The organism is uncultured Microbulbifer sp., assembly GCF_947489355.1.
Lineage (GTDB): Bacteria > Pseudomonadota > Gammaproteobacteria > Pseudomonadales > Cellvibrionaceae > Microbulbifer.
In genome coordinates this window covers 77,837-98,629 of record NZ_CANLDD010000011.1, presented here as the reverse complement: position 1 = coordinate 98,629, position 20,793 = coordinate 77,837, and the positions used below count along the sequence as shown (strand labels likewise).

The following is a 20,793-nucleotide window of genomic DNA, read 5'->3' as shown; positions in this document are numbered from 1 at the left end:
GAATACATTCAAGCCACTGGCATCAGCAATGCCGGAGAAGGCGAACACTTTTACGAACTGACCAGCGGCATCTATGTTGGTGATATTGTGCGCATCGCACAGGTACGCAACCCCATTGATCTGGACCAGGACGGCAGTCCCGACCAGTTCGCCTACAAGATGATCGGTGCCTTTGTTACCACGGATAACCAGGTGCGCAACAATGCTGCCGGCACGCCCTGGCAAACACCGGGCAAGGTGGAAACCCTGCAGGCCTCCGCTGTGGCTGAGGGCACGGAGAACGAAGAGGTCAATAAAGGCGCTTGGCGTATGGAGTGCATCCAGCGCACGGTGAATCTGCGGGTGGTGATTGGGGAGTAATGGGGGGGAGCTAGCCCCCCCTTTCCTCAATCATGTGTCTTTTCTAATATTCTTGATCGTGGATTCTGCATTCGCGACTCTCGCTGCTTGGGCGACTTCTTTAGAGACAACCGTTTTTCCAATTGGAGCAAGCGCGAATCCTGCGAGTTTTAAATGTTGGATACCAAATGGTATTCCTATAATTGTAATAAAATTCAACAGAGCAGATATCAAATGACCTATAGCAAGCCATACTCCCGCGAAAACAAACCAGACGATATTGCCAAAAATGCCTAAAGGCCCAGTACCAATATCGTCTTCTCCTGTAAGCTCTTTTCTACTTATTGCCTCACTTCCAAAAGGGAAAAAAGAGAACATACCAAATACGAAGCAGGCCTTTCCCCATGGTATTCCTATAATCGTAATAAACGCGATGATTCCAACAACCCACCATGCAAGGCCCATGACAAATCCGCCAAGGATAAACCATAAAAAATTTCCAATTAATCTCATTATTTACCTTCTTTCAATCAGTTTTATTTTGTTCCCGAGTGTCACTTGGGGAATAATTTTCCAATCACCACCTCAAAACCTCCCCAACTTTCACCGTTTTACAGGTTCAAGAGGAGAGTCCCTTTTTAGGGTTTGACGCTATTAAGCACGTTTTTCGATGCGCCAAGGTGGAGTTTTGCGGTTTTCTCCTGCCCAATAGAGTTTGATCTTGTTGCCAGAGGGGTCTCTTAATATAGCTTCACGCCATAGATAGGGTTCGTCAGTTAATCCTTGTTCGAACTCTATACCTTTTGCTTTCAAATCAGAAATCCATTCATCGAGTTCTCGATGTTCGAAGTAAATTACTGCACCATTCGAAAAACTCTCAGCCATAAGTGATAAAGAGAAGGTTGAATCACCTTCAGGACATTCGAATCTAGCGTAGTGTGGTGTATCTACAATTTGAGTGAATCCCAGATTTCGATAGAATTCTGAAGCCGATTCCATATCATTCACTGGTAAAGTGACTTGATTGAGGTTCACATCTTCCTCCTTCAAACAAAAGTGAGATAGATTGTCATGCGCCTGATTATACCTATTTTGTTATCCATGCTACTTGTTGGCTGCTTGGAAGTTGAAGCAGAAACCCAAGATTACGACCGCCACGAGTGGCTCCCCCGCTGGTCTGACTCTGATGGTGACTGCCAGAGCACCCGTCACGAGCTGCTGATCCAGTTCAGCCTGGCCCCGGTGACCTTCACTAACGCCAAGAGCTGCACAGTTAATACTGGCCTGTGGCTAGATCCCTACACCGGCCAATTCTTCACCCTGGCGTCTGACCTGGATGTTGAACATATCGTCCCTCTTTCATGGGCGCATGGGCACGGTGGCGCCGACTGGACTGTAGAGCTGAAGCGGCAGTTTGCAGAAGACCCTGAAAACCTCTGGCTTGTTGATGATGGACGAAATCAGAGTAAAGGGGACAAAGGCCCTGATAAGTGGATGCCACCTTATGAGCCAGTACAGGCTATCTATGTTCAGCGGTTTATGGCAATTGTTGAGAGGTATGGGTTGACTTTAACTGAAAAGGAATCAGCTCAGGTTATGGTGTATTTGGAAGAGAAATAGGTTAACAATTGGTACTGGATGAATGTCCAGATTTTGAGTGATTTCTTCCTTTATTTTGCACCACAATTTGCACCACAATGAAAAAGGGCTTACGCCGATTGACGTAAGCCCTTGATCTATATGGCGCGCTCGGGAGGATTCGAACCTCCGACCGCCTGGTTCGTAGCCAGGTACTCTATCCAGCTGAGCTACGAGCGCGCTATGTTTTCCGACTATAGAGAATCGGACTTTGCCAGTCAAGTGATTTTTAAAGAAAATCCTTAAAAATCCGCAAGTTAGAAAGATTCCCAAACTTCCTTGCAGACCGACAGGGCGCGAATTCTGCCGCGCTGGACAGAAGTTTGCAAGCCCTAATCTAAAAATAATTGTCTCCGCCGGCTTGGGATCTTGGCGCTATGTCAACTTCCCTTTGCTTACGGGCCTGATCTTACTATGCGGGGCGCCAAGTCTGTCAATTCCACGAGGTGGGCTATTTGGCCTTTAATCACACCGCGCAAGCCTCCGGCTGATTCAGGTTTACTCCCCCGGCGGCTCAAGACGATACGGTAGGTAGCTGGCGATGGCGTAAGCACGGTTAGGGCAGAAGGGGCCCGGATTAAAGGATTCTTGCGCAGCCGGGTGCTTTGAGCGGGCGCAATAGCGGTGCCAGTGGCTGAAATACTATGAGCCTGAAGCCATGTTCCGGTAGTTGGGTAGGAATATGATTCGTCCGGCAAATTTAGTTGGTTGCCAATGAATAATGTGCGCCTATGGTTGCTGTGCCATATTGACCAAACTGATGGCTGTCCTGAGAGAATGTCGGACTTTCATGCCAGGTGAATACTTATAGGAGCGGACGATGCGTGTGATTGAGTTGTCGGGGTATGGTGATCCGGCAGTGATGCAGCTGGTGGAATTGGCCAAACCGGAGGTTGCGGCAGACGAGGTGTTGATTGAAGTGGCAGCGGCCGGAGTCAACCGCCCGGATATCATTCAGCGTAAGGGGCACTATCCGGCCCCTCCGGGCGCCTCGCCAATTCTCGGACTTGAAGTGGCCGGCACAGTAGTTGCTGTGGGTGAGGCGGTGCGGCGCTGGCGGATAGGCGACAGGGTATGTGCGCTGACAAACGGAGGTGGTTACGCAGAATATGCCGCTGTTGCTGAAGGCCAGTGCCTGCCAATTCCGGCCGGGTTCTCTGAGGTTGAGGCGGCGGCTCTGCCTGAGAATTTCTTTACGGTTTGGACCAATGTGTTTGACCGGGCCAAACTGCAAAGTGGAGAAACGCTGTTGATACATGGCGGTTCCTCCGGTATTGGCACCACGGCAATCCAACTGGCATATCACATGGGAGCACGGGTTTTTGCCACTGCAGGCTCTGAAGAAAAGTGTACAGCCTGTGAAACACTCGGTGCAGAAAGGGCGGTCAATTACCGGGCGGAGGACTTTGTGCAGGTTGTGCGAGAAACCACCGGAGATCACGGTGCCGATGTCATCCTGGATATGGTGGGAGGCGACTATATTGACCGCAATATTAGTGTGGCAGCTTACGATGGCCGGATCGTCAATATCGCCTACCAGCGGGGCGCTAAGGTACAGGTAAACATGCTGCCGGTGATGCTCAAGCGTCTGATCTTGACTGGCTCAACCCTGAGACACCGCACGGCACAGGTTAAAGCGTATATCGCGCACGCACTTGAGGCTCGGGTCTGGCCGCTGATTGCGACCGGCAAAGTCCGCCCGCAGATAGCAGCGCAGTTTCCGCTGGAACAGGTGGCAGAGGCGCACCGACTGCTGGAAGCCGGTAAAGTCATTGGGAAAATCGTGCTCACTCTGTAATTCTGTTTTGAATTAGCCGTGAAAGCGGTATCTACAGTGAGAGCCTTTCGAAGCCCGCGCAATAGGGCAATGCATCTGTCTGACTGAGGCAGAGTCGCAAGTTTTTTCAGTTTTTAATAACGGCAGTACAGTAATATCGCAGCTGAGGGTCCTGTCGAGGCTTTGCCAGGGGCGCCGCTACTACAGACGCCCGAGAGGCTCTCTCCCCATCAATATGTCGGTTGTTAGGCAGCCGCTCATGCAACAGCAGGTGGCAATATTGAAGGGAATAACGAAACCCAACGGTTAAGCAGCCACAGGCAAACTCCACAATGTCTGGGGTGGATTCAGCCTTCGATGGCTTCTACCTGTGCGCTAAAGTGCCCACGGGCCAGCTTGACCTTGACTGTTTGCTTGGGAGCCAGGGTGCGGCTATCTTTCAGGGCCTCACCTTCCAGGTCCATGACAATGGCGTAACCCCGTTGCAAAACTGCCAGGGGGCTCACGTTATTGAGCAGTTGTGTAATATGGCTGAAGGTATCGCGGCTGCGCTGGAGCTGTTGTTTGGTTGCACGCTGGAGACTGCGTTGGGCCTGCTCAACCTGCTTCTGTTTCTCGTGAATATGGTGCTGGGGATGACAATGGGCTAATGCCCGCCGGGCAGTAGTGAGTCGGGTGTGGCACTGCTGGACCTGCTGTTGCCCCACTGCGAGCAACCGTATCTCGAGATGGTCCAGGCGTTGGGCGCGGTTCAGCAATTGCTCTCTGGGGTGGCGCAAGCGGTTGCGCTTCAGCATTACCTGCTGCTGCAGGTGGCGCAACTGGTGCTGCAGGGCCCGGAACAAGCGGTGCTTGTCACTTTCCAGCCGCTGGTATAATTCGCCGATATTGGCACTGGCAATTTCCGCTGCAGCCGAGGGCGTAGGGGCGCGCAAGTCAGCGACAAGATCTGTAACGGTGTTATCGGTTTCATGCCCTACGGCGGAAATGGTGGGAATCGGGCAGGCGGCCAGTGCTCTGGCCACAATCTCCTCGTTAAACGGCCATAGGTCCTCGAGAGAGCCACCGCCGCGGCCCACGATCAGGAGATCGTGGCGTTGACTGCGCCCGGCCTTTTCAATCGCGTCAGCGATCTGCTGCGCTGCTCCCTGGCCCTGTACCGCCACTGGCCATAATCCTATTTCTGCGGCCGGGTGGCGCCGGTGTAGGACATGGACTATGTCGTGGATGGCTGCGCCGATGGGAGAGGTGATAATGCCAATATTGAGAGGCAGGTAGGGCAGCGGGCGCTTGCGCGCGCTGTCGAACAGCCCCTCTGCCTGAAGTTTGGTTTTGAGCTGCTCCAACTGGTGCATCAGTATACCGAAGCCGGCCTCTTCCATATGCTCCACAATCAGCTGAAACTCCCCGCGCCCCTCGTAAAGGCTCACTCTTGCGCGGATCAGTACTTCGCGACCGTTTTGCGGTTGGAAGGCAACGCTGCAATTGCGGTTGCGAAACATGGCGCAGCGCACCTGTGTGCGGGCGTCTTTGAGACTGAAATACCAGTGGCCGGAACTGGGCTTGGCAAAGTTGGATATTTCCCCACTGACCCACAACAGGGGTACGCTGTTCTCCAGCAAGTGCTTTACCTCCCGGTTCAGTTCGCTGACTGACAGGACACTGCGCTTGGCACCTGGGGTTGGGGAGAGCGGCTGCATCGGATGCACTCACGAGAAAGGCTGGCGCAGCAATATTGCAGTAACGTCGCGAGAGGTAAAGCCCCTTGCTCGATAATTTCGCTTTTCAGCAAATTGTCGTTTGCGTCTTAGGCACTTGGAGGTATAATCGCGCCGATACCCAATCCCGCCTATTTCGAGGTTTGAGTGTCAATGTCTGAATCCAATCTGCGCATCGCGCGCGAAGCCCTCACTTTCGACGATGTTCTACTTGTGCCCGGTTATTCCGAGGTAACCGCCAAGGATGTCAGTCTCAAAACCAAACTATCCCGCAACATTTCCCTGAATATTCCCATCGTATCCGCCGCTATGGATACGGTAACGGAGGCGCGGCTGGCCATTGCCCTGGCCCAGGAGGGGGGTATCGGCATTATTCACAAAAGCATGTCCATCGAGAAGCAGGCTCTTGAGGTGCGCGCGGTGAAGAAATTCGAAGCCGGTGTGGTCAAGGACCCCATTACCATTGAATCTGATGCCACTGTGCGCGAGCTGATAGCACTCACTGCGCACCACAATATTTCCGGTGTTCCGGTGATGGATAAAGGCGATCTGGTGGGTATTGTTACCAGCCGTGATGTGCGTTTTCTTACCGACCTGGATGTCAGTGTGGCCAGTATTATGACCCCGAAGACACGTTTGGTAACTGCCCAGGAGGGCGCATCTCCCGACCAGGTGCGTGAACTGCTCCACCAGCATCGCATCGAAAAAGTCCTGGTGGTGAACGATAACTTCGAGCTGCGCGGCCTGATTACGGTTAAGGACTTTAACAAGGCGGAGCAGTACCCTAATTCCTGCAAGGATTCCGATGGCCGCTTGCGCGTAGGCGCCTCAGTGGGCACAAGCCCGGACACCGATGACCGCGTAGTAGCATTGGTGGAGGCCGGCGTGGATGTATTGGTGGTGGATACCGCCCACGGCCACTCTCGCAACGTGATCGACCGGGTGCGCCGGATCAAGGGGATGCACCCCCAGGTGGATGTGATTGGAGGCAATATTGCTACCGGTGAAGCCGCGCGGGCCTTGGTTGAGGCCGGTGCCGATGCGGTGAAGGTGGGCATTGGTCCGGGTTCCATCTGTACCACCCGTATCGTGACCGGAATTGGGGTGCCCCAGGTGACTGCGATTGCGGAGGTTGCCAGGGCGCTGGAAGATGCCGGAGTCCCGATGATTGCCGATGGGGGTATTCGCTACTCTGGTGATATTTCCAAGGCCATTGTTGCCGGTGCTTCCTCGGTCATGATGGGCTCCATGTTTGCCGGTACGGAAGAGGCGCCCGGTGAAGTGGAACTGTACCAGGGGCGCACCTACAAATCCTACCGGGGCATGGGTTCTCTCGGAGCCATGGCGCGTACCCAGGGCTCATCTGACCGCTATTTTCAGGACGCCAGTAAAGGCGCGGAAAAACTGGTGCCCGAAGGTATCGAAGGGCGTGTTCCCTACAAGGGACCGCTGTCTGTCATCGTGCATCAGATGATGGGCGGGCTGCGCTCGGCCATGGGCTATACCGGCAGTGTGGATATTGAAACCATGCGTACCCGCCCAGAATTTGTCCGGGTGACCACTGCAGGCATGGGTGAATCCCATGTGCATGATGTGCAGATCACAAAGGAAGCGCCCAATTACCCGGTGAGTGGACGGTAGGCACCAATAGAAGCTGCCCCCAGACGGTAACCACAACCTCAAAAATAAGCGGCAAACAGACCTTATGGTCTGTTTGCCGCTACTTCATCATTGTATCGAGTCAATCATGAGCCAAGATATCCACTCCAGTCGAATTCTGATTCTGGACTTCGGGTCCCAATACACTCAGTTGATTGCCCGCCGCATACGCGAGCTGGGTGTTTTTTCCGAAATCCGCGCTTTTGATATGAGTGGGGAGGAGATTCGCGAGTACAACCCCAAAGGCATCATCCTGGCTGGTGGTCCCGAGTCTGTACCCGAACCGGATTCACCTCGCGCGCCGGATATGGTTTTCAACCTGGGAGTGCCAGTACTGGGCATTTGCTACGGCATGCAGACCATGGCGCACCAGCTCGGCGGTGCGGTGCAAGGTAGCCATGTGCGCGAATTTGGATATGCCCAAATAAAGGTTGAGGGCACTTCAAGTTTGCTGCGCGATATCAAGGACCACCTCAGCGATGATGGCGATGCATTGCTGGATGTTTGGATGAGCCACGGCGATAAAGTGGTGCAGATGCCGGGGGGCTTCAAACGGATGGCTTCTACGGATTCCTGCCCCATTGCGGGTATGTACAACGCCGAGAAGAACTTCTTCGGCGTACAGTTTCACCCGGAAGTAACGCACACTCTGCAGGGTGCGCGCATCTACGAACACTTTGTGATTGATATTTGTGGTTGTGAAAAGCTGTGGACGCCTGCGAACATTATTGAAGACGCTGTCGCCAGAGTGCGTGAACAGGTGGGCGCGGGCAAGGTACTGCTGGGCCTGTCCGGCGGTGTCGACAGCTCCGTGGTGGCAGCGCTTCTACACAGAGCGATCGGGGACCAGTTGGCCTGTGTATTTGTGGACAACGGCCTGTTGCGCAAAAACGAAGGCGATCAGGTAATGCAGATGTTTGCCGAGAACATGGGGGTACGAGTGATTCGGGCAGACGCTGAAGACCACTTTCTCTCTCGCCTGGTGGGTGTGGATGGGCCTGAGTCGAAGCGCAAGATTATTGGCAATACCTTTATTGAGGTGTTCGATCAGGAAGCCTCCAAACTGCAGAATGTAAAATTCCTGGCCCAGGGCACCATCTACCCCGATGTTATTGAGTCGGCTGCCGCAAAGACGGGCAAGGCACACGTTATCAAGTCCCATCACAATGTGGGCGGCCTGCCGGACGACATGCAGTTTGCGCTGGTGGAGCCGCTGCGGGAGCTTTTTAAGGATGAAGTGCGCAAGATCGGGCTGGAGCTGGGGCTGCCTTACGATATGGTATACCGCCACCCCTTTCCGGGCCCGGGTCTGGGTGTGCGTATCCTTGGGGAAGTGAAGAGCGCATATGCGGATATTTTGCGTGAGGCAGATGCAATTTTTATCGAAGAGCTGCACAAGGCCGATTGGTATCACAGAACCAGCCAGGCCTTTGCCGTGTTCCTACCAGTGAAGTCTGTCGGTGTGGTGGGCGATGGTCGCCGTTACGAATATGTGGTGGCTCTACGGGCAGTGGAAACCGTAGATTTTATGACGGCGCGCTGGGCGCATCTGCCCTACCAACTGATCGAGAAAGTCTCCAATCGCATTATCAATGAGATAGCGCAAATCTCCCGCGTGGTATACGACGTATCCAGCAAGCCTCCGGCGACGATCGAGTGGGAGTAAGTCGTATATAACCAATTGAATTTTAAGTAGAAAGTGATGACTTGTTGAATCTCAATCAACTATCAACGGTTTTTTTTACATTAAAAAGCAAAAGGCTTTAGCAGAAGCCCGATCCAGATTTGTCTCAATCCGTGGCAAGGCGAAAGCCTCCTTTAAAGAAATGGTCGAACACTTCCGCAAGAAAAGGGTTGGCTTCTGATAACCTTCACTTCCCGTACAATTGTAAGTGCGGATTTGATGCTGCACTAGGTTCACAGATTTACAGTTCAAAGAAATCGGTTTGTCGGGCTAACTCCTGGGGATTTATACAGGACCTCAGTGTTTAATTTTCCGGATGAGCCCCTCTTGGGCGGTGGAGGCTACAAGGAGGCCATCGCGGGTGAAGATCTGGCCGCGGGTGTAACCCCGGGCGCCGCTGGCCGAAGGGCTGTCGGTTACATACAGTAGCCATTGATCGAAACGGAAATCCCGGTGGAACCACATGGCGTGGTCGATGCTGGCGGGCATCAGGTGGGGGTCGAATAGAGAGGTATGGTGGGGCTGTAAGGCGGTGCCCAGCAGGCCCATGTCCGATGCATAGCAGAGGGCGGCGCGGTGCTCCATGGGGTCGTCGGACATCCCACCCTCTGCGCGCAGCCAGAACATGCACTTGGGCTCGTGGATTTCGGCAGCAAAGTAGTTGTGGGGGTCAACGGGGCGAAAGTCGATCATATAGCGTCGCTGATCGTACTGCGGGCTTACAAGGCCCGCTTCCAGCGCCAGTTGCTGGGTATTCTTCAGGCTCTCTGGCGCCGGAATCTCTCCGCAGGGCATCTCCGTCTGATGATCGAAGCCTGCCTCTTTGATTTGAAACGAAGCGGACATGTTAAAGATGGCCCGCCCCCGTTGCTTGGCAACAACCCGCCTGGTGGTGAAGCTGCCACCATCACGGATGGGATCAACCTCATAGATAACAGGCAATTCACTTGAGCCTGGGCGTAAAAAGTAAGCGTGCAGGGAGTGAGATAGGCGGTTTTCTACTGTACGGCTGGCGGCGGTCAGGGCCTGACCCAGCACTTGCCCGCCGAACAGTATTTTTCGATAGTTTTCCACATGGTGGCGGCTGCGAAAGAGGTTGCGATCCAGCTCTTCGACATCGAGTAGTTTGTTCAGCGTTTCAGACATAGACGAGGTTACCTGTTAACCGGGATATCAAACGGGCCCTTTATGATCTGCGTGGCTGTCGCCTTGCAGAAATGGCGTAACCGCCCGGGGTTACTTGTATCTCTGGCGCCCGTGTCGTATTCATCTGCCAGTGGGCTGGCTGACTGGTTAATAATAGGGATAGCCGGGAGGGCGTTTAGAGGTTACTCAGCGCGGCTATAATAATAGCAGCCGATGACGCAAAAAACATCCATGGTCATCGTTTTGTCCGGCTGCATACCTAATGGATCATCAGTCGCTACCGCAGCCGCCGCACTGCGAAACCAGCGAGTGCCAAGTGTGCTTTTGCCTCCTTAAAGGGGAGTCGGGGGGTGGGCTACGACTTTTTTGAACGAATTGGTCAAATTTTAGACACAATGACCTATCTTTCCTCGTATTAACTAGACTAATTTCCCGATTTGCTTTTCCAAGCGACCCGAATTGCCTATTATTCATGAACAAATAGTCAATTTCAGTTCCCAATATTACGGGCAGAAAAGGTTGGAAATATGGATAAGGCAAAAGAGAAGGTTCAGAGGTTTCGCGCACGAGAGCAGCGCATCCTGGATGCAGCTCTGGAGCTTCTGCTGGAGCACGGTGAAGAAAAGGTCACTGTTGAGCAGATTGCCGACCGTGTGGATATCGGCAAAGGCACTATCTACAAGCACTTTGTTTCAAAGACGGAAATTTATATGCGCTTGTTGATGGATTATGAGCGGTCTCTCGCTGAGCGCCTCAAGGTAGCTGTGGGTAATGCTGAGCAGGGAGATATTACCGCACCAGCCCGGGCCTACTTTGAGTCCCGTATGGCCGATCCCGGCAAGGACCGGCTCTTTCAGCGCCTGGAAGAGAAGATCATCGCCCTGAACCAGGCCCCCGAGATGATCGCCGAGCTACACACAATCCGCAATGCCATTGCCTCTGCACTGAACCGGGTATTTGAGCGCAGGATGGAGCAGGGCATGATCAAGAGGGTGCCAGCTTACTATTACTATTCCACCTACTGGGCTTTGGTACAGGGGGCTGTGGAGCTTTACCATTCCAAATCGTTCGCCGATGTGATTGAGGATCGGGAGGGCCTGATGGAGTTCATCATGGGTGTGGGCGTCCATATCGGTGATATCTCTTCCCGCAAGCCCCAGGAAACCAGCCACTCTGGTGATATTGCGGGCCCCTCCTTTGGCTGAACCACTTTTCCAGCAGTTGCAGGCGTTGCAGAAAACGTTTCAAGGATACCCTCCGGTTGAAAAGTGGAATCCGGATTTCTGCGGCGATATGGATATGATCATCAAGCGCGATGGCCGATGGATACATGAGGGCAGCGAGATCCGCCGGCAATCGCTGGTCAAGCTGTTTGCAGGGATTCTGAAGCGGGAAAAGGGGGAGTACTTCCTGGTAACTCCAGTGGAGAAGTTGCGTATTCAAGTAGAAGATGTGCCTTTTGTGGCGACACAGGTGGCACGCAATCCGAATGGCGATGCGCAGATGTTGTTGTTTACCACCAATGTGGGTGATGTTATTGCGCTGAATGAGGGTTGTCATTGGCGTCTGCAGCAGTTCGGTACCCCTTCGCGACTAATCCCCTATCTGGAAGTTCGCGGCGGTCTTCAAGCGAGGGTTTCCCGTGATGTCTTCTACCAGTTAATTGATTGGTCTGAAGAGGATAAAAATGACTTCGAAGGTACGGGAAAACTGTTTGTTCGAAGTGCTGGTAAGGACTATCTACTCGGGTCTTATAATTGATGCTATATAATCCATTAATTTAAGGCCAGCACTTCGTTGGCTCTGGGCTTCTTCATTAATTCTCCACTTCTTAATGGCTTCATAAAAAATTCTCAACCTGATTTTTCCACTTTTCATTTAAATTTTGTGTTTACGACAGGCTGGATAGGCAGCATTCCGTTGTCATTCATTCATTTGAAATCTTGGTGAAATTTCACTGCAATAAAAGATTCAAAAAATGAAAATTTGCATTCTTTGTTGGAAGAATTACTAAAAATATAAAAATTTAACAAATCCGCAACATGGCGTTTCTACACTCTTCCGCGTTTATATCACCTAGGTGAGTAAATCAAACGTAATTTACGGGCAATCAGCAGGTAGTGAAGCGAATGCACCTGCGAACGATGTTCGCTCTATGGCTGGTGCATCAGATTACGTTGTTAATATGCTGGTAGGATATGATTCTGCAGATGGTAATCATTCTGCAGCTATGAGTTATAACGTGTTTGGCGAGCGCTTATATCTTGCGGGTCGGCTTGGTTCTCCCGATGCTTTCGAGCAGCCTTTTCACTCTTTGGATATGACTTATTTCTGGTATCCCACTGAGGAAGTGACAATTAAGCTAAAAATGCAAAACCTGCTTGGCCACTCGGTAAAGATTGAGCGGGAGGGGGTGACCGTATTTGAGCGAGAATCTGGGCAAACTTTTGCACTAAGTGCAGAGTACAAATTCTAATGATTTATCTGACTTTTTGCTTATCGGTCTTTGCTAAACTGGGATAGGGCCAAACTTTTTAGCGTTTTTTCTACCTTGCCAAAGATCAAATTTGTTAAGTGAATTATTGTCAAAAACGATAAATTTGATTGTCTTGCAGTGGGTTGTTCGGCTGTTTATGTCTTTGTGATTGCGAATCCCAAATAAAAAATGGCGCACTATTATTTGCGCCATTTTATAGGAACCCTATAGATTACATATTTGGATAATTGGGGCCACCGCCGCCTTCCGGTGCTACCCAGACAATATTCTGGGTGGGATCTTTAATATCACAAGTCTTACAGTGTACACAGTTCTGCGCGTTGATCTGGAAACGTTTACCGCTGGCATCCTCAACCACTTCATACACACCGGCAGGGCAGTAGCGTTGTGCCGGCTCGTCGTAGATCGGCAGGTTGTGGTTGAGCGGAATCTCGGCATCTTTCAAAATCAGGTGGCAGGGCTGGTCTTCCTCGTGGTTGGTGTTTGAGATAAACACGGAAGACAGCTTGTCGAAGCTGAGTATGCCATCAGGTTTCGGGTAGTCGATCTTTTTACAGTCCGCCGCAGGCTTTAACTGGGCGTGGTCGGCTTTGGCGTCGCGCAGGGTCCAGGGCAGTTTACCCCTGAAGAGGTTAATATCCACAAATGCATAAGCGGAGCCGAGGATATTACCCCACTTGTGCTGGGCCGGGCCGAAGTTGCGCTGCATGTGCAGTTCCTTGCAGGCCCAGCTGTCACGGTATTTGGTGCTGTAGTCGGTCAGTTCTGCATTGTGACGCTCAGCGGCAATGGCTTCCACCACACTTTCAGCGGCGATCATGCCGGATTTCATCGCCGTATGATTGCCCTTGATTTTGGCGAAGTTCAGGGTGCCGGCGTTGTCGCCGATCAGCAGGCCGCCGGGGAAGGTCATTTTGGGCAGGGACTGCAGGCCACCTTTGATAATGGCGCGTGCACCGTAGGCCATGCGCTGGCCGCCATCCAGATACTGCCTGATCACCGGGTGGTGTTTGTAGCGCTGAAATTCCTCGTATGGATCAACATGCGGGTTGCTGTAGGCCAGGTCGGTAATCAGACCGACCACAACCTGGTTATCCTCCAGGTGATAGAGGAAGCCACCACCGTGCGTGCCGCTCTGGTCCAGGGGCCAGCCGGCACTGTGCATTACCAGGCCCTGCTGGTGCCTGTCTGTGGGTACCTTCCAGATTTCCTTGATGCCAATGCCGTAGTGTTGCGGGTCGGCGCCAGCGTCCAGCTTAAAGCGCTCAATCAGTTGCTTGCCTAGGTGGCCGCGGCAACCCTCGGCGAAGAGGGTGTACTTGGCGTGCAGTTCCATACCCGGCATATAGGCATCTTTGTGCTGGCCATTGATGCCAACCCCCATATCACCGGTGGCAATCCCTTTTACGGCACCCTCCGCACTGTAGAGGATTTCAGCAGCGGCAAAACCGGGGAAAATTTCCACCCCCAGGTTTTCCGCCTGCTCAGCCAGCCAACGGCACAGGTTGCCCAGGCTGATAATGTAGTTGCCGGCGTTGTGCATGGTGCTGGGCACAAATAGGTTGGGAACTTTGATGGATTTTTCGCCATTGCGCAGTACGTAGATATCGTCGCCTGTGACCCCGGTATTGAGGGGGGCCCCGCGCGCTTTCCAGTCGGGGAAAAGTTCATTCAATGCGGTTGGCTCAAAGACCGCTCCTGAAAGAATATGGGCGCCGACCTCGGAACCCTTTTCCACCACACATACGGAGATATCCTCGTTGAGCTGGCGGAGTCGGCAGGCCGATGCCAGTCCGGCGGGACCGGCACCCACGATCACTACATCGTATTCCATTGATTCCCGTTCCACGGCACTCTCCTCGGCGGTTGTATTCCACTTTTGCGGCCACTTGGCCTTGTCGCTGCTATTGATGGCGGATTATATAGGCGTTTAATGATCCCTACCAATTGCCTGACTATTCATTTGCTATGGCAAATACGCTGTATTTCAAGGGGTTGGGGAGAGGGGTCGACGGTTTTTATTCCGGGAAATAGATTTCATGAATGGCAGGCGCGACCTCTATTTGGCTATTGATTTTACGCTATAGAACCGCCACCATACACGCCGTTCAAACACTTGTTTGACTAGAACGCCATATCCGTTCGCGATGTGAATCGTCAGTCGCGGCTGTTAAAACGCATATTTGAGACAGGATTTCCATGAAAGTTCTTGTAGCTGTGAAGCGCGTTGTCGACTACAACGTCAAAGTTCGCCCCAAGGCGGATGGCTCTGACGTTGATATCGCCAATGTCAAAATGTCTATCAACCCCTTCTGCGAAATTGCAGTGGAAGAGGCGGTGCGCCTGAAGGAAAAAGGTGTTGTCAGCGAGATAGTTGCCGTTTCCATGGGTCCCAAGTCGTGCCAGGAGCAAATCCGCACCGCGCTGGCGCTGGGGGCCGACCGCGGCATCCTGGTGGAAACCGATGCCGAGCTTCAACCGCTGGCCGTGGCCAAGTGCCTGAAGGCAATTGTTGAAAAGGAAGAGCCGCAAATGGTGATTCTGGGCAAACAGTCTATCGATGGAGACAACAACCAGACTGGGCAGATGCTGGGCGCATTGACCGGTATGGGGCAGGGCACTTTCGCTTCTGAGGTGGTTGTGGAAGGGGATGCCGTCCGGGTTACCCGTGAGGTCGACGGCGGCCTGCAGACTGTCGAGTTAAAATTGCCAGCCATTGTAACCACCGATCTGCGCCTGAATGAACCGCGCTACGCGTCCCTGCCCAATATCATGAAGGCCAAGAAAAAGCCTCTCGATATCACCACCCCGGACACACTGGGTGTGGATATTGCTCCGCGCACTAAAACCCTGAACGTTGAGCCGCCGGCAGAGCGTCAGGCCGGAGTGAAAGTGGCCGACGTGGCGGAGTTGGTAGAGAAACTTAAGAATGAGGCGAAGGTAATCTGATGAGCATACTGGTTATTGCAGAACACGATAATGCCGAGCTTAAGGGGGCAACACTCAATACCGTTGCTGCGGCCAAGGCCATCGGTGGTGATATTGCGGTATTGATTGCCGGCGCTGACTGTGCCGCCGTTGCAGAGGCCGCCGCGAAAGTAGATGGTGTTTCCAAGGTATTGCTGGCGGATAATGCCGCTTACGCACATCAGCTGGCTGAAAATACAGCCAGACTGGTTGCCGACCTGGGCAGAGACTTCAGTCATATCCTGGCGCCGGCCACCACCACAGGCAAAAACATGCTGCCACGGGCCGCCGCGTTACTGGATGTACAGCCGATTTCCGACATTATTACCGTAGAGAGCGCCGATACCTTCAAGCGCCCGATTTACGCCGGCAATGTTGTCGCAACTGTACAGAGCAACGATACCATCAAGGTGATCTCAGTCCGTGCCACTGCCTTCGACGCCGTGGCCGCTGAGGGAGGTAGCGCTACCATTGAGTCAATGGACAGTGCTGATGACGCGGGTGTTTCTTCTTTCGTCGGCGAAGAACTCGCCAAATCCGACCGTCCGGAACTTACCGCGGCCCGCGTGGTCATCTCTGGTGGGCGTGGAATGCAAAATGGCGACAACTTCGAGATGTTGAACAAGCTGGCCGACAAACTCGGCGGAGCGGTTGGTGCCTCCCGCGCTGCAGTAGATGCCGGTTTTGTGCCCAACGATATGCAGGTGGGTCAAACTGGCAAGATCGTCGCTCCCGACCTGTACATTGCCGTCGGTATTTCCGGCGCCATCCAACATTTGGCGGGTATGAAGGACTCCAAGGTGATTGTGGCCATCAACAAGGATGGGGATGCACCCATATTCTCTGTTGCGGACTACGGCCTGGTGGCGGATTTGTTTGAGGCGGTTCCCGAGCTTGAAGCAAAGCTGTAATCCTTATTTACTATACTCTCCAGTATTGGAAAAGGCGGCCGTGAGCCGCCTTTTCTATTTTCAGGTGGAACTGACGTGCTATTAAGGGCGAAATGGGGGTGGTTTCCGCGTTTAATTGGGTGAGGGCGTTGCCTTTCCCGGGCTGAAGCAAGAAAATAGACGCCAAAAACCAATAACTCAAAAAATTGGACTTAAAAGTGGGTATATCCATGTCCCCGTTAACGCAAGCCGTCAGCTCAATTGGTACCAGGGTTCGCCAGGGCGGGCCGCACAAGGTGTTGTCCAGAGGTACCATGGCAGCCTCTGCTGTCGGTCTTTTGTGGCTGTCCGGCAATCTGTTCGCTTATAGTGCCCTGCTCATTCCCGCCAAACCGCAAGTGTCCCTGCTGGCAGAACGCACACACCGCGAAGCGAGCGTATCCCAGTCGGTTTCTATTCCGAATACCCCTTTCTTCGGTCTCGCTGAAGCCAAGAAACAAGAGGTTGTTCCTGAAGTTGACCTCGCCAACCTGCCGGCTACCCAGTTGAATATCGTGCTTTCTGGTGTGCTGGACAATAGCAACAAGGACAGGGCCAGTGCTCTGGTGGCCGAGAAGGGCAAACCGGCAAAGCGCCTGTTTGTGGGGGATGTCCTGCCGGGTGGGGCAGAGCTGTATTCTATTGAGGTGGATCACGTCGTTCTTCGTCGTAATGGCGGGATGGAAAAATTGACCTATCCGGAAGTGGATGGCCGCCCGGATGTTCCCATGAGAAATTATTCCAACCTGGCACGCAGGGCCAGCCAAACCAGTGCCAGGAGCACGGTCAGAAGAGGGGAAAACCAACAGAACATCCGGGAGCGGATGGAAAAACTGCGCGAACTGGCCCGCGAGCGTCGCGCGCAGCTCCAGCCACAATGAGCCCACCCCACTGGATCGTTTTGGTTTTTTTACATTTACGAGAGCCCCATAAATAATGATTAAAATGTTGTATCGATGGCTGATTGCGGTCGGATTGAGTTTTTTTGTGTCTATTGCAGCGCTGGCTCAGGGCCCCGAAAGGGTGACGCTCTCTCTCGACAACGCAGATATTCGTGACTTGATTAACTGGGCGGCGGACTTCACCGGAAAAAATATTATTGTTCACCCCAACGTCAAGGGAAAGGTGACGGTTGTTGCCGGTGACCCCATGACCCATGATGAGGCCTTCGATGTGTTTATGTCGGTGCTTCAGGTGAATGGTTTCAGTCTGATAGGGCAGGGCGGCACCTGGAAAGTGGTGCCCGATGCGCTCGCCAAGCAGCAGGCGATTCCTGTGGCCGACGAAAATACCCTAGCGCCCGCTGAATCCCTGGTTGTACGCACCGTGCGGGTTGAAAATATTTCCGCGGCCCAGTTAATCGCCATGCTGCGGCCGCTTATCCCGCAAACCGGCCATTTGGCCGCCTATGCCGATACCAATACCCTGATCATTGCCGACCGTGCGGCGAACATCGATCAGATTGTGCGCCTGGTGCGGCAGTTGGACCGCGCTGGTGCCATCGATATTGAAGTGGTACCGTTGTTGTTTGCCTCCGCCAAAGAGGTCAAACAGGTACTGAATGATCTGCTGCAGTCCGGTGGTGGCAAGCAGGCAGGCAGGGAAGTTCAGCCGCTGCGAATCGCTGTGGATGAGCGTTCCAACAGTATTCTCCTGACCGGGGACCCGGTAACCCGCCAGCAGATCAAGACCGTTATCGGCCGTTTGGACCAGCCACTGGATGGCGATGGCAATACCGCTGTGGTCTATGTGCAGTACGCCGACGCCGCAGATCTGAAACCGATTCTCGAAGGCATGAGCGGCAGTATCCAGAATGCGGAGAAGGACCAGCAGGCCGCCGATGTTGAGGTAGGTATTCAGGTGAATGAATCCCTCAACGCCCTGGTAGTAACCGCTCCACCGGCGCTGCTGGAAACCATGAAGGGGGTGATTGCGAAGCTCGATGTACGCCGTGCCCAGGTATTGATCGAGGCACTGATTGTCGAAGTGAGAGAGGGCACCAACAATGAACTGGGTATTAGCTGGATTGCTGGGGCCGGTGACAATGTGGTTGCGGGGTGGAATAACACTGCAGGCCAAGATGCAGAAGGCAACCCGAATCCTTTCTCGCTGCCACTTAGCAGTCTTACCGGGGAAAATGCTTTGCACCTGGGGTATTTAAGTGGCACGGATATCCGTTTGGCCATTAACGCACTGGCCACGGAAGCCAATGCGAATATTCTGTCCACACCGACGATTATGGCACTGGACAACGAGGAGGCGGAAATCCTTGTTGGGCAGAATGTGCCTTTTATTACCGGGGAGCAACTGCTCTCCGGCAGTAATGATGACCCCTTTACCACGATTCAGCGTCAAGACGTGGGTACCACCCTGAAAGTCACTCCGAGAGTGAATAACAACAATTCTGTGACACTGGAAATTGAACAGAAGGTGGAAGATGTGCTGCCTAGAGAAGCTGAGGCTGACACAGGGGCTTCGGATATTATCACCAGCAAGCGCGAAATCCGCACCAAGGTGTTGATTGATGACGGTGCAATCCTGGTCCTGGGGGGGCTGATTCAAGACAAGGTGACCGAAGGTGTCCAGAAGGTGCCTTTACTGGGGGATATCCCCGGCATCGGCCGCCTTTTCCGCAACAATATAAAAAGAGTCGACAAAACCAATCTGATGGTGTTTCTGCGCCCCAAGATCCTCAGTACCCAGGTAGCCGGTTACGAGGAAACCCGCAAACGCTATATGGATATACAGCAGAAGCAGATTTTTCTTAAAGACAGAACCAGCCTGCTGTGGGACTGGCACCGCGGCGATGCGCTGCCCGACCTGATGCCCCCAACGGGTACCTACAACGAAAGCCCCGCGCCCGTGGATGGTTCCATCGATGGCGGGGCTGTGGAATTGCTGGACGAGGTACCGGTTGAGGTGCTGGAGATTGAGGAAGGGAAATGACGGTCGAAACAGCGCTGGATGCCCCATCCGTTCGCCGCCTGCCCTACGCCTTCGCCAAGCGCCACCGGGTGCTGCTGGTGGAGCAGGAGGGGGGGGCTCTGTGCCAATATGTGGCGCCGGCGAACCCTGCGGCAGTTGCCGAGGTTCAGCGCGTTTTTGGCGGCCCTGTCAGTCTGCAGGTGGTTGCGGACGAGGTGTTTCAGGTGGCGCTGCAACGCCTCTACGAGAACCGTGAGGGTGGCAACCTCTCCGGGGTCGAGGGTCTCGGTGAGGACCTGGATCTGGCCGCGGTGGCCGATGCCTTACCGGAAACCGAAGACCTGCTGGAGCAGGAAGACGATGCACCCATCGTCAAACTGATCAATGCGATCTTTGCCGAGTCGCTGAAACAGGGCGCTTCCGATATCCATATCGAGACCTTTGAAAAGCGCCTGGTGGTGCGCTTCAGGGTCGATGGGGTACTGCGCGAAGTCCTGCAGCCCCGGCGCGCACTGGCACCGCTGCTGGCCTCCCGTATCAAGGTGATGGCCAAACTGGATATCGCCGAGAAACGCATTCCCCAGGACGGCCGTATCTCCCTGTTGATGGCAGGGCGCGAAGTGGATGTGCGTGTCTCCACCATGCCCTCCTCCGCGGGGGAGCGGGTGGTGATGCGTCTGCTCGACAAGCAGGCGGGCAAGATGGACTTGACCAATCTGGGCATGGCGGCAGAGGATCTGCGCGTCATGACCGATCTGCTCGCCCATCCCCACGGGATTATTCTGGTGACCGGCCCCACGGGTTCCGGAAAAACCACCACCCTGTACACGGGCCTTGGCAGTATCAACAGTCGCGAAAAAAATATTCTCACCGTGGAGGACCCGGTGGAATACAACCTGGAGGGGATTGGTCAGACCCAGGTTAACACCAAGGCCGATATGACGTTTGCCCGCGGCCTGCGCGCTATCCTGCGCCAGGACCCGGATGTGGTGATGGTCGGCGAGATTCGCGACCTGGAAACCATGCAGATTGCCATCCAGGCCAGCCTCACCGGCCACCTGGTCCTCTCCACACTGCATACCAATACCGCCCTGGGCGCGGTGACCCGCCTGGTGGATATGGGTATCGAGCCTTTCCTGTTGTCCTCAAGCCTGATCGGTGTGCTTGCCCAGCGCCTCGTGCGGGTGCTTTGCCCGGAGTGCAGGCAGCCCCATAGGGCCGATGAGAGCGAGCTCAAGGTGCTCGGCGTCGACCCGGAAACGGAAACGATCATTTACCGTCCCAACGGCTGTGAAGACTGCAGCCACAGCGGTTATGTGGGGCGGATCGGTATCTACGAACTGGTGCCCCTCAACGAAGTCATGCGCCAGTTGATCCACGACCGCGCTTCCGAAAACAAGCTGGTGCTGGAGGCGCGCAAAGTGGCGCCGAGCATTCGCGATGATGGTGTTGCCAAGGTTTTGGCGGGCAGGACTTCCCTCGAGGAAGTGCTGCGGGTTACCCAGGAGTCCTGA

The 20,793-nt window shown here is 53.8% G+C and carries 18 protein-coding genes and 1 tRNA gene; 13 read left to right on the top strand and 6 right to left on the bottom strand.

Going from position 1 to position 20,793, the window contains the following annotated elements:
* Window positions 1-360: hypothetical protein (locus Q1A48_RS07340; protein ID WP_299942921.1), on the top strand; the 360-nt coding region annotated here is incomplete at its 5' end.
* Window positions 361-390: 30 nt separating this feature from the next.
* Here the strand turns inward: Q1A48_RS07340 and Q1A48_RS07335 are convergent.
* Together Q1A48_RS07335 and Q1A48_RS07330 are read right to left on the bottom strand one after the other, a co-directional pair.
* Window positions 391-852 (bottom strand): YccF domain-containing protein, encoded by a 462-nt coding sequence (locus Q1A48_RS07335; RefSeq protein ID WP_299942919.1) that lies wholly within the window; start codon window positions 850-852, stop codon window positions 391-393.
* Window positions 853-993: 141 nt separating this feature from the next.
* Complete coding sequence (locus Q1A48_RS07330) at window positions 994-1,374, bottom strand: VOC family protein (protein ID WP_299942917.1); 381 nt, start codon at window positions 1,372-1,374, stop codon at window positions 994-996.
* Window positions 1,375-1,410: 36 nt separating this feature from the next.
* Here Q1A48_RS07330 and Q1A48_RS07325 point away from each other — a divergent pair, with 36 nt between their 5' ends.
* On the top strand, window positions 1,411-1,959 hold the full coding sequence (locus Q1A48_RS07325; protein WP_299942915.1) for an HNH endonuclease family protein: 549 nt from the start codon (window positions 1,411-1,413) through the stop codon (window positions 1,957-1,959).
* A gap of 121 nt (window positions 1,960-2,080) precedes the next feature.
* Here the strand turns inward: Q1A48_RS07325 and Q1A48_RS07320 are convergent.
* Window positions 2,081-2,157 (bottom strand) — tRNA-Arg (locus Q1A48_RS07320).
* 640 nt (window positions 2,158-2,797) lie between these two features.
* Here Q1A48_RS07320 and Q1A48_RS07315 point away from each other — a divergent pair.
* Window positions 2,798-3,775 carry an NAD(P)H-quinone oxidoreductase gene (locus Q1A48_RS07315; RefSeq protein ID WP_299942913.1) on the top strand — a complete coding sequence of 326 codons (978 nt, stop codon included), beginning with the start codon at window positions 2,798-2,800 and terminating at the stop codon, window positions 3,773-3,775.
* A gap of 326 nt (window positions 3,776-4,101) precedes the next feature.
* Here the strand turns inward: Q1A48_RS07315 and xseA are convergent, their stop codons facing one another.
* Window positions 4,102-5,454, bottom strand: a complete 1,353-nt coding sequence (xseA, locus tag Q1A48_RS07310; protein WP_299942911.1) for an exodeoxyribonuclease VII large subunit — start codon at window positions 5,452-5,454, stop codon at window positions 4,102-4,104.
* A gap of 171 nt (window positions 5,455-5,625) precedes the next feature.
* Here xseA and guaB point away from each other — a divergent pair, with 171 nt between their 5' ends.
* The gene (guaB, locus tag Q1A48_RS07305) at window positions 5,626-7,113 is read left to right on the top strand and encodes an IMP dehydrogenase (protein ID WP_299942909.1); all 1,488 of its coding nucleotides are present in this window, start codon (window positions 5,626-5,628) and stop codon (window positions 7,111-7,113) included.
* Window positions 7,114-7,219: 106 nt separating this feature from the next.
* A complete protein-coding gene (gene guaA, locus Q1A48_RS07300; protein ID WP_299942907.1) occupies window positions 7,220-8,797 on the top strand; it encodes a glutamine-hydrolyzing GMP synthase in 1,578 nt (525 codons plus the stop codon).
* A 315-nt stretch (window positions 8,798-9,112) separates the two neighbouring features.
* Here the strand turns inward: guaA and Q1A48_RS07295 are convergent, their stop codons facing one another.
* A complete protein-coding gene (locus Q1A48_RS07295) occupies window positions 9,113-9,961 on the bottom strand; it encodes an acyl-CoA thioesterase II (protein WP_299942905.1) in 849 nt (282 codons plus the stop codon).
* A gap of 527 nt (window positions 9,962-10,488) precedes the next feature.
* On the opposite strand from Q1A48_RS07295, the gene Q1A48_RS07290 reads away from it, so the two are divergent.
* The 3 genes from Q1A48_RS07290 (at window position 10,489) to Q1A48_RS07280 (ending at window position 12,437) form a co-directional block, all read left to right on the top strand.
* Complete coding sequence (locus Q1A48_RS07290; RefSeq protein WP_299942903.1) at window positions 10,489-11,166, top strand: TetR/AcrR family transcriptional regulator; 678 nt, start codon at window positions 10,489-10,491, stop codon at window positions 11,164-11,166.
* Window positions 11,159-11,722 (top strand): DUF1285 domain-containing protein, encoded by a 564-nt coding sequence (locus Q1A48_RS07285; RefSeq protein ID WP_299942901.1) that lies wholly within the window; start codon window positions 11,159-11,161, stop codon window positions 11,720-11,722. The genes Q1A48_RS07290 and Q1A48_RS07285 overlap by 8 nt, the downstream gene beginning before the upstream one ends.
* Before the next feature lie 319 nt (window positions 11,723-12,041).
* A complete protein-coding gene (locus Q1A48_RS07280) occupies window positions 12,042-12,437 on the top strand; it encodes a hypothetical protein (protein WP_299942899.1) in 396 nt (131 codons plus the stop codon).
* A 232-nt stretch (window positions 12,438-12,669) separates the two neighbouring features.
* Here the strand turns inward: Q1A48_RS07280 and Q1A48_RS07275 are convergent, their stop codons facing one another.
* Window positions 12,670-14,292, bottom strand: coding sequence for an electron transfer flavoprotein-ubiquinone oxidoreductase (locus Q1A48_RS07275; RefSeq protein ID WP_299942927.1), 1,623 nt, complete (start codon window positions 14,290-14,292; stop codon window positions 12,670-12,672).
* Window positions 14,293-14,657: 365 nt separating this feature from the next.
* On the opposite strand from Q1A48_RS07275, the gene Q1A48_RS07270 reads away from it, so the two are divergent.
* The 5 genes from Q1A48_RS07270 (at window position 14,658) to gspE (ending at window position 20,793) form a co-directional block, all read left to right on the top strand.
* On the top strand, window positions 14,658-15,407 hold the full coding sequence (locus Q1A48_RS07270) for an electron transfer flavoprotein subunit beta/FixA family protein (protein ID WP_299942897.1): 750 nt from the start codon (window positions 14,658-14,660) through the stop codon (window positions 15,405-15,407).
* Window positions 15,407-16,336: an FAD-binding protein gene (locus Q1A48_RS07265; RefSeq protein WP_299942895.1), complete on the top strand. Its 930-nt coding sequence runs from the start codon at window positions 15,407-15,409 to the stop codon at window positions 16,334-16,336. The genes Q1A48_RS07270 and Q1A48_RS07265 overlap by 1 nt, the downstream gene beginning before the upstream one ends.
* A gap of 209 nt (window positions 16,337-16,545) precedes the next feature.
* On the top strand, window positions 16,546-17,235 hold the full coding sequence (locus Q1A48_RS07260) for a type II secretion system protein N (RefSeq protein ID WP_299942893.1): 690 nt from the start codon (window positions 16,546-16,548) through the stop codon (window positions 17,233-17,235).
* A 55-nt stretch (window positions 17,236-17,290) separates the two neighbouring features.
* The gene (gspD, locus tag Q1A48_RS07255) at window positions 17,291-19,300 is read left to right on the top strand and encodes a type II secretion system secretin GspD (protein ID WP_299942891.1); all 2,010 of its coding nucleotides are present in this window, start codon (window positions 17,291-17,293) and stop codon (window positions 19,298-19,300) included.
* A complete protein-coding gene (gene gspE / locus Q1A48_RS07250) occupies window positions 19,297-20,793 on the top strand; it encodes a type II secretion system ATPase GspE (RefSeq protein WP_299942889.1) in 1,497 nt (498 codons plus the stop codon). The genes gspD and gspE overlap by 4 nt, the downstream gene beginning before the upstream one ends.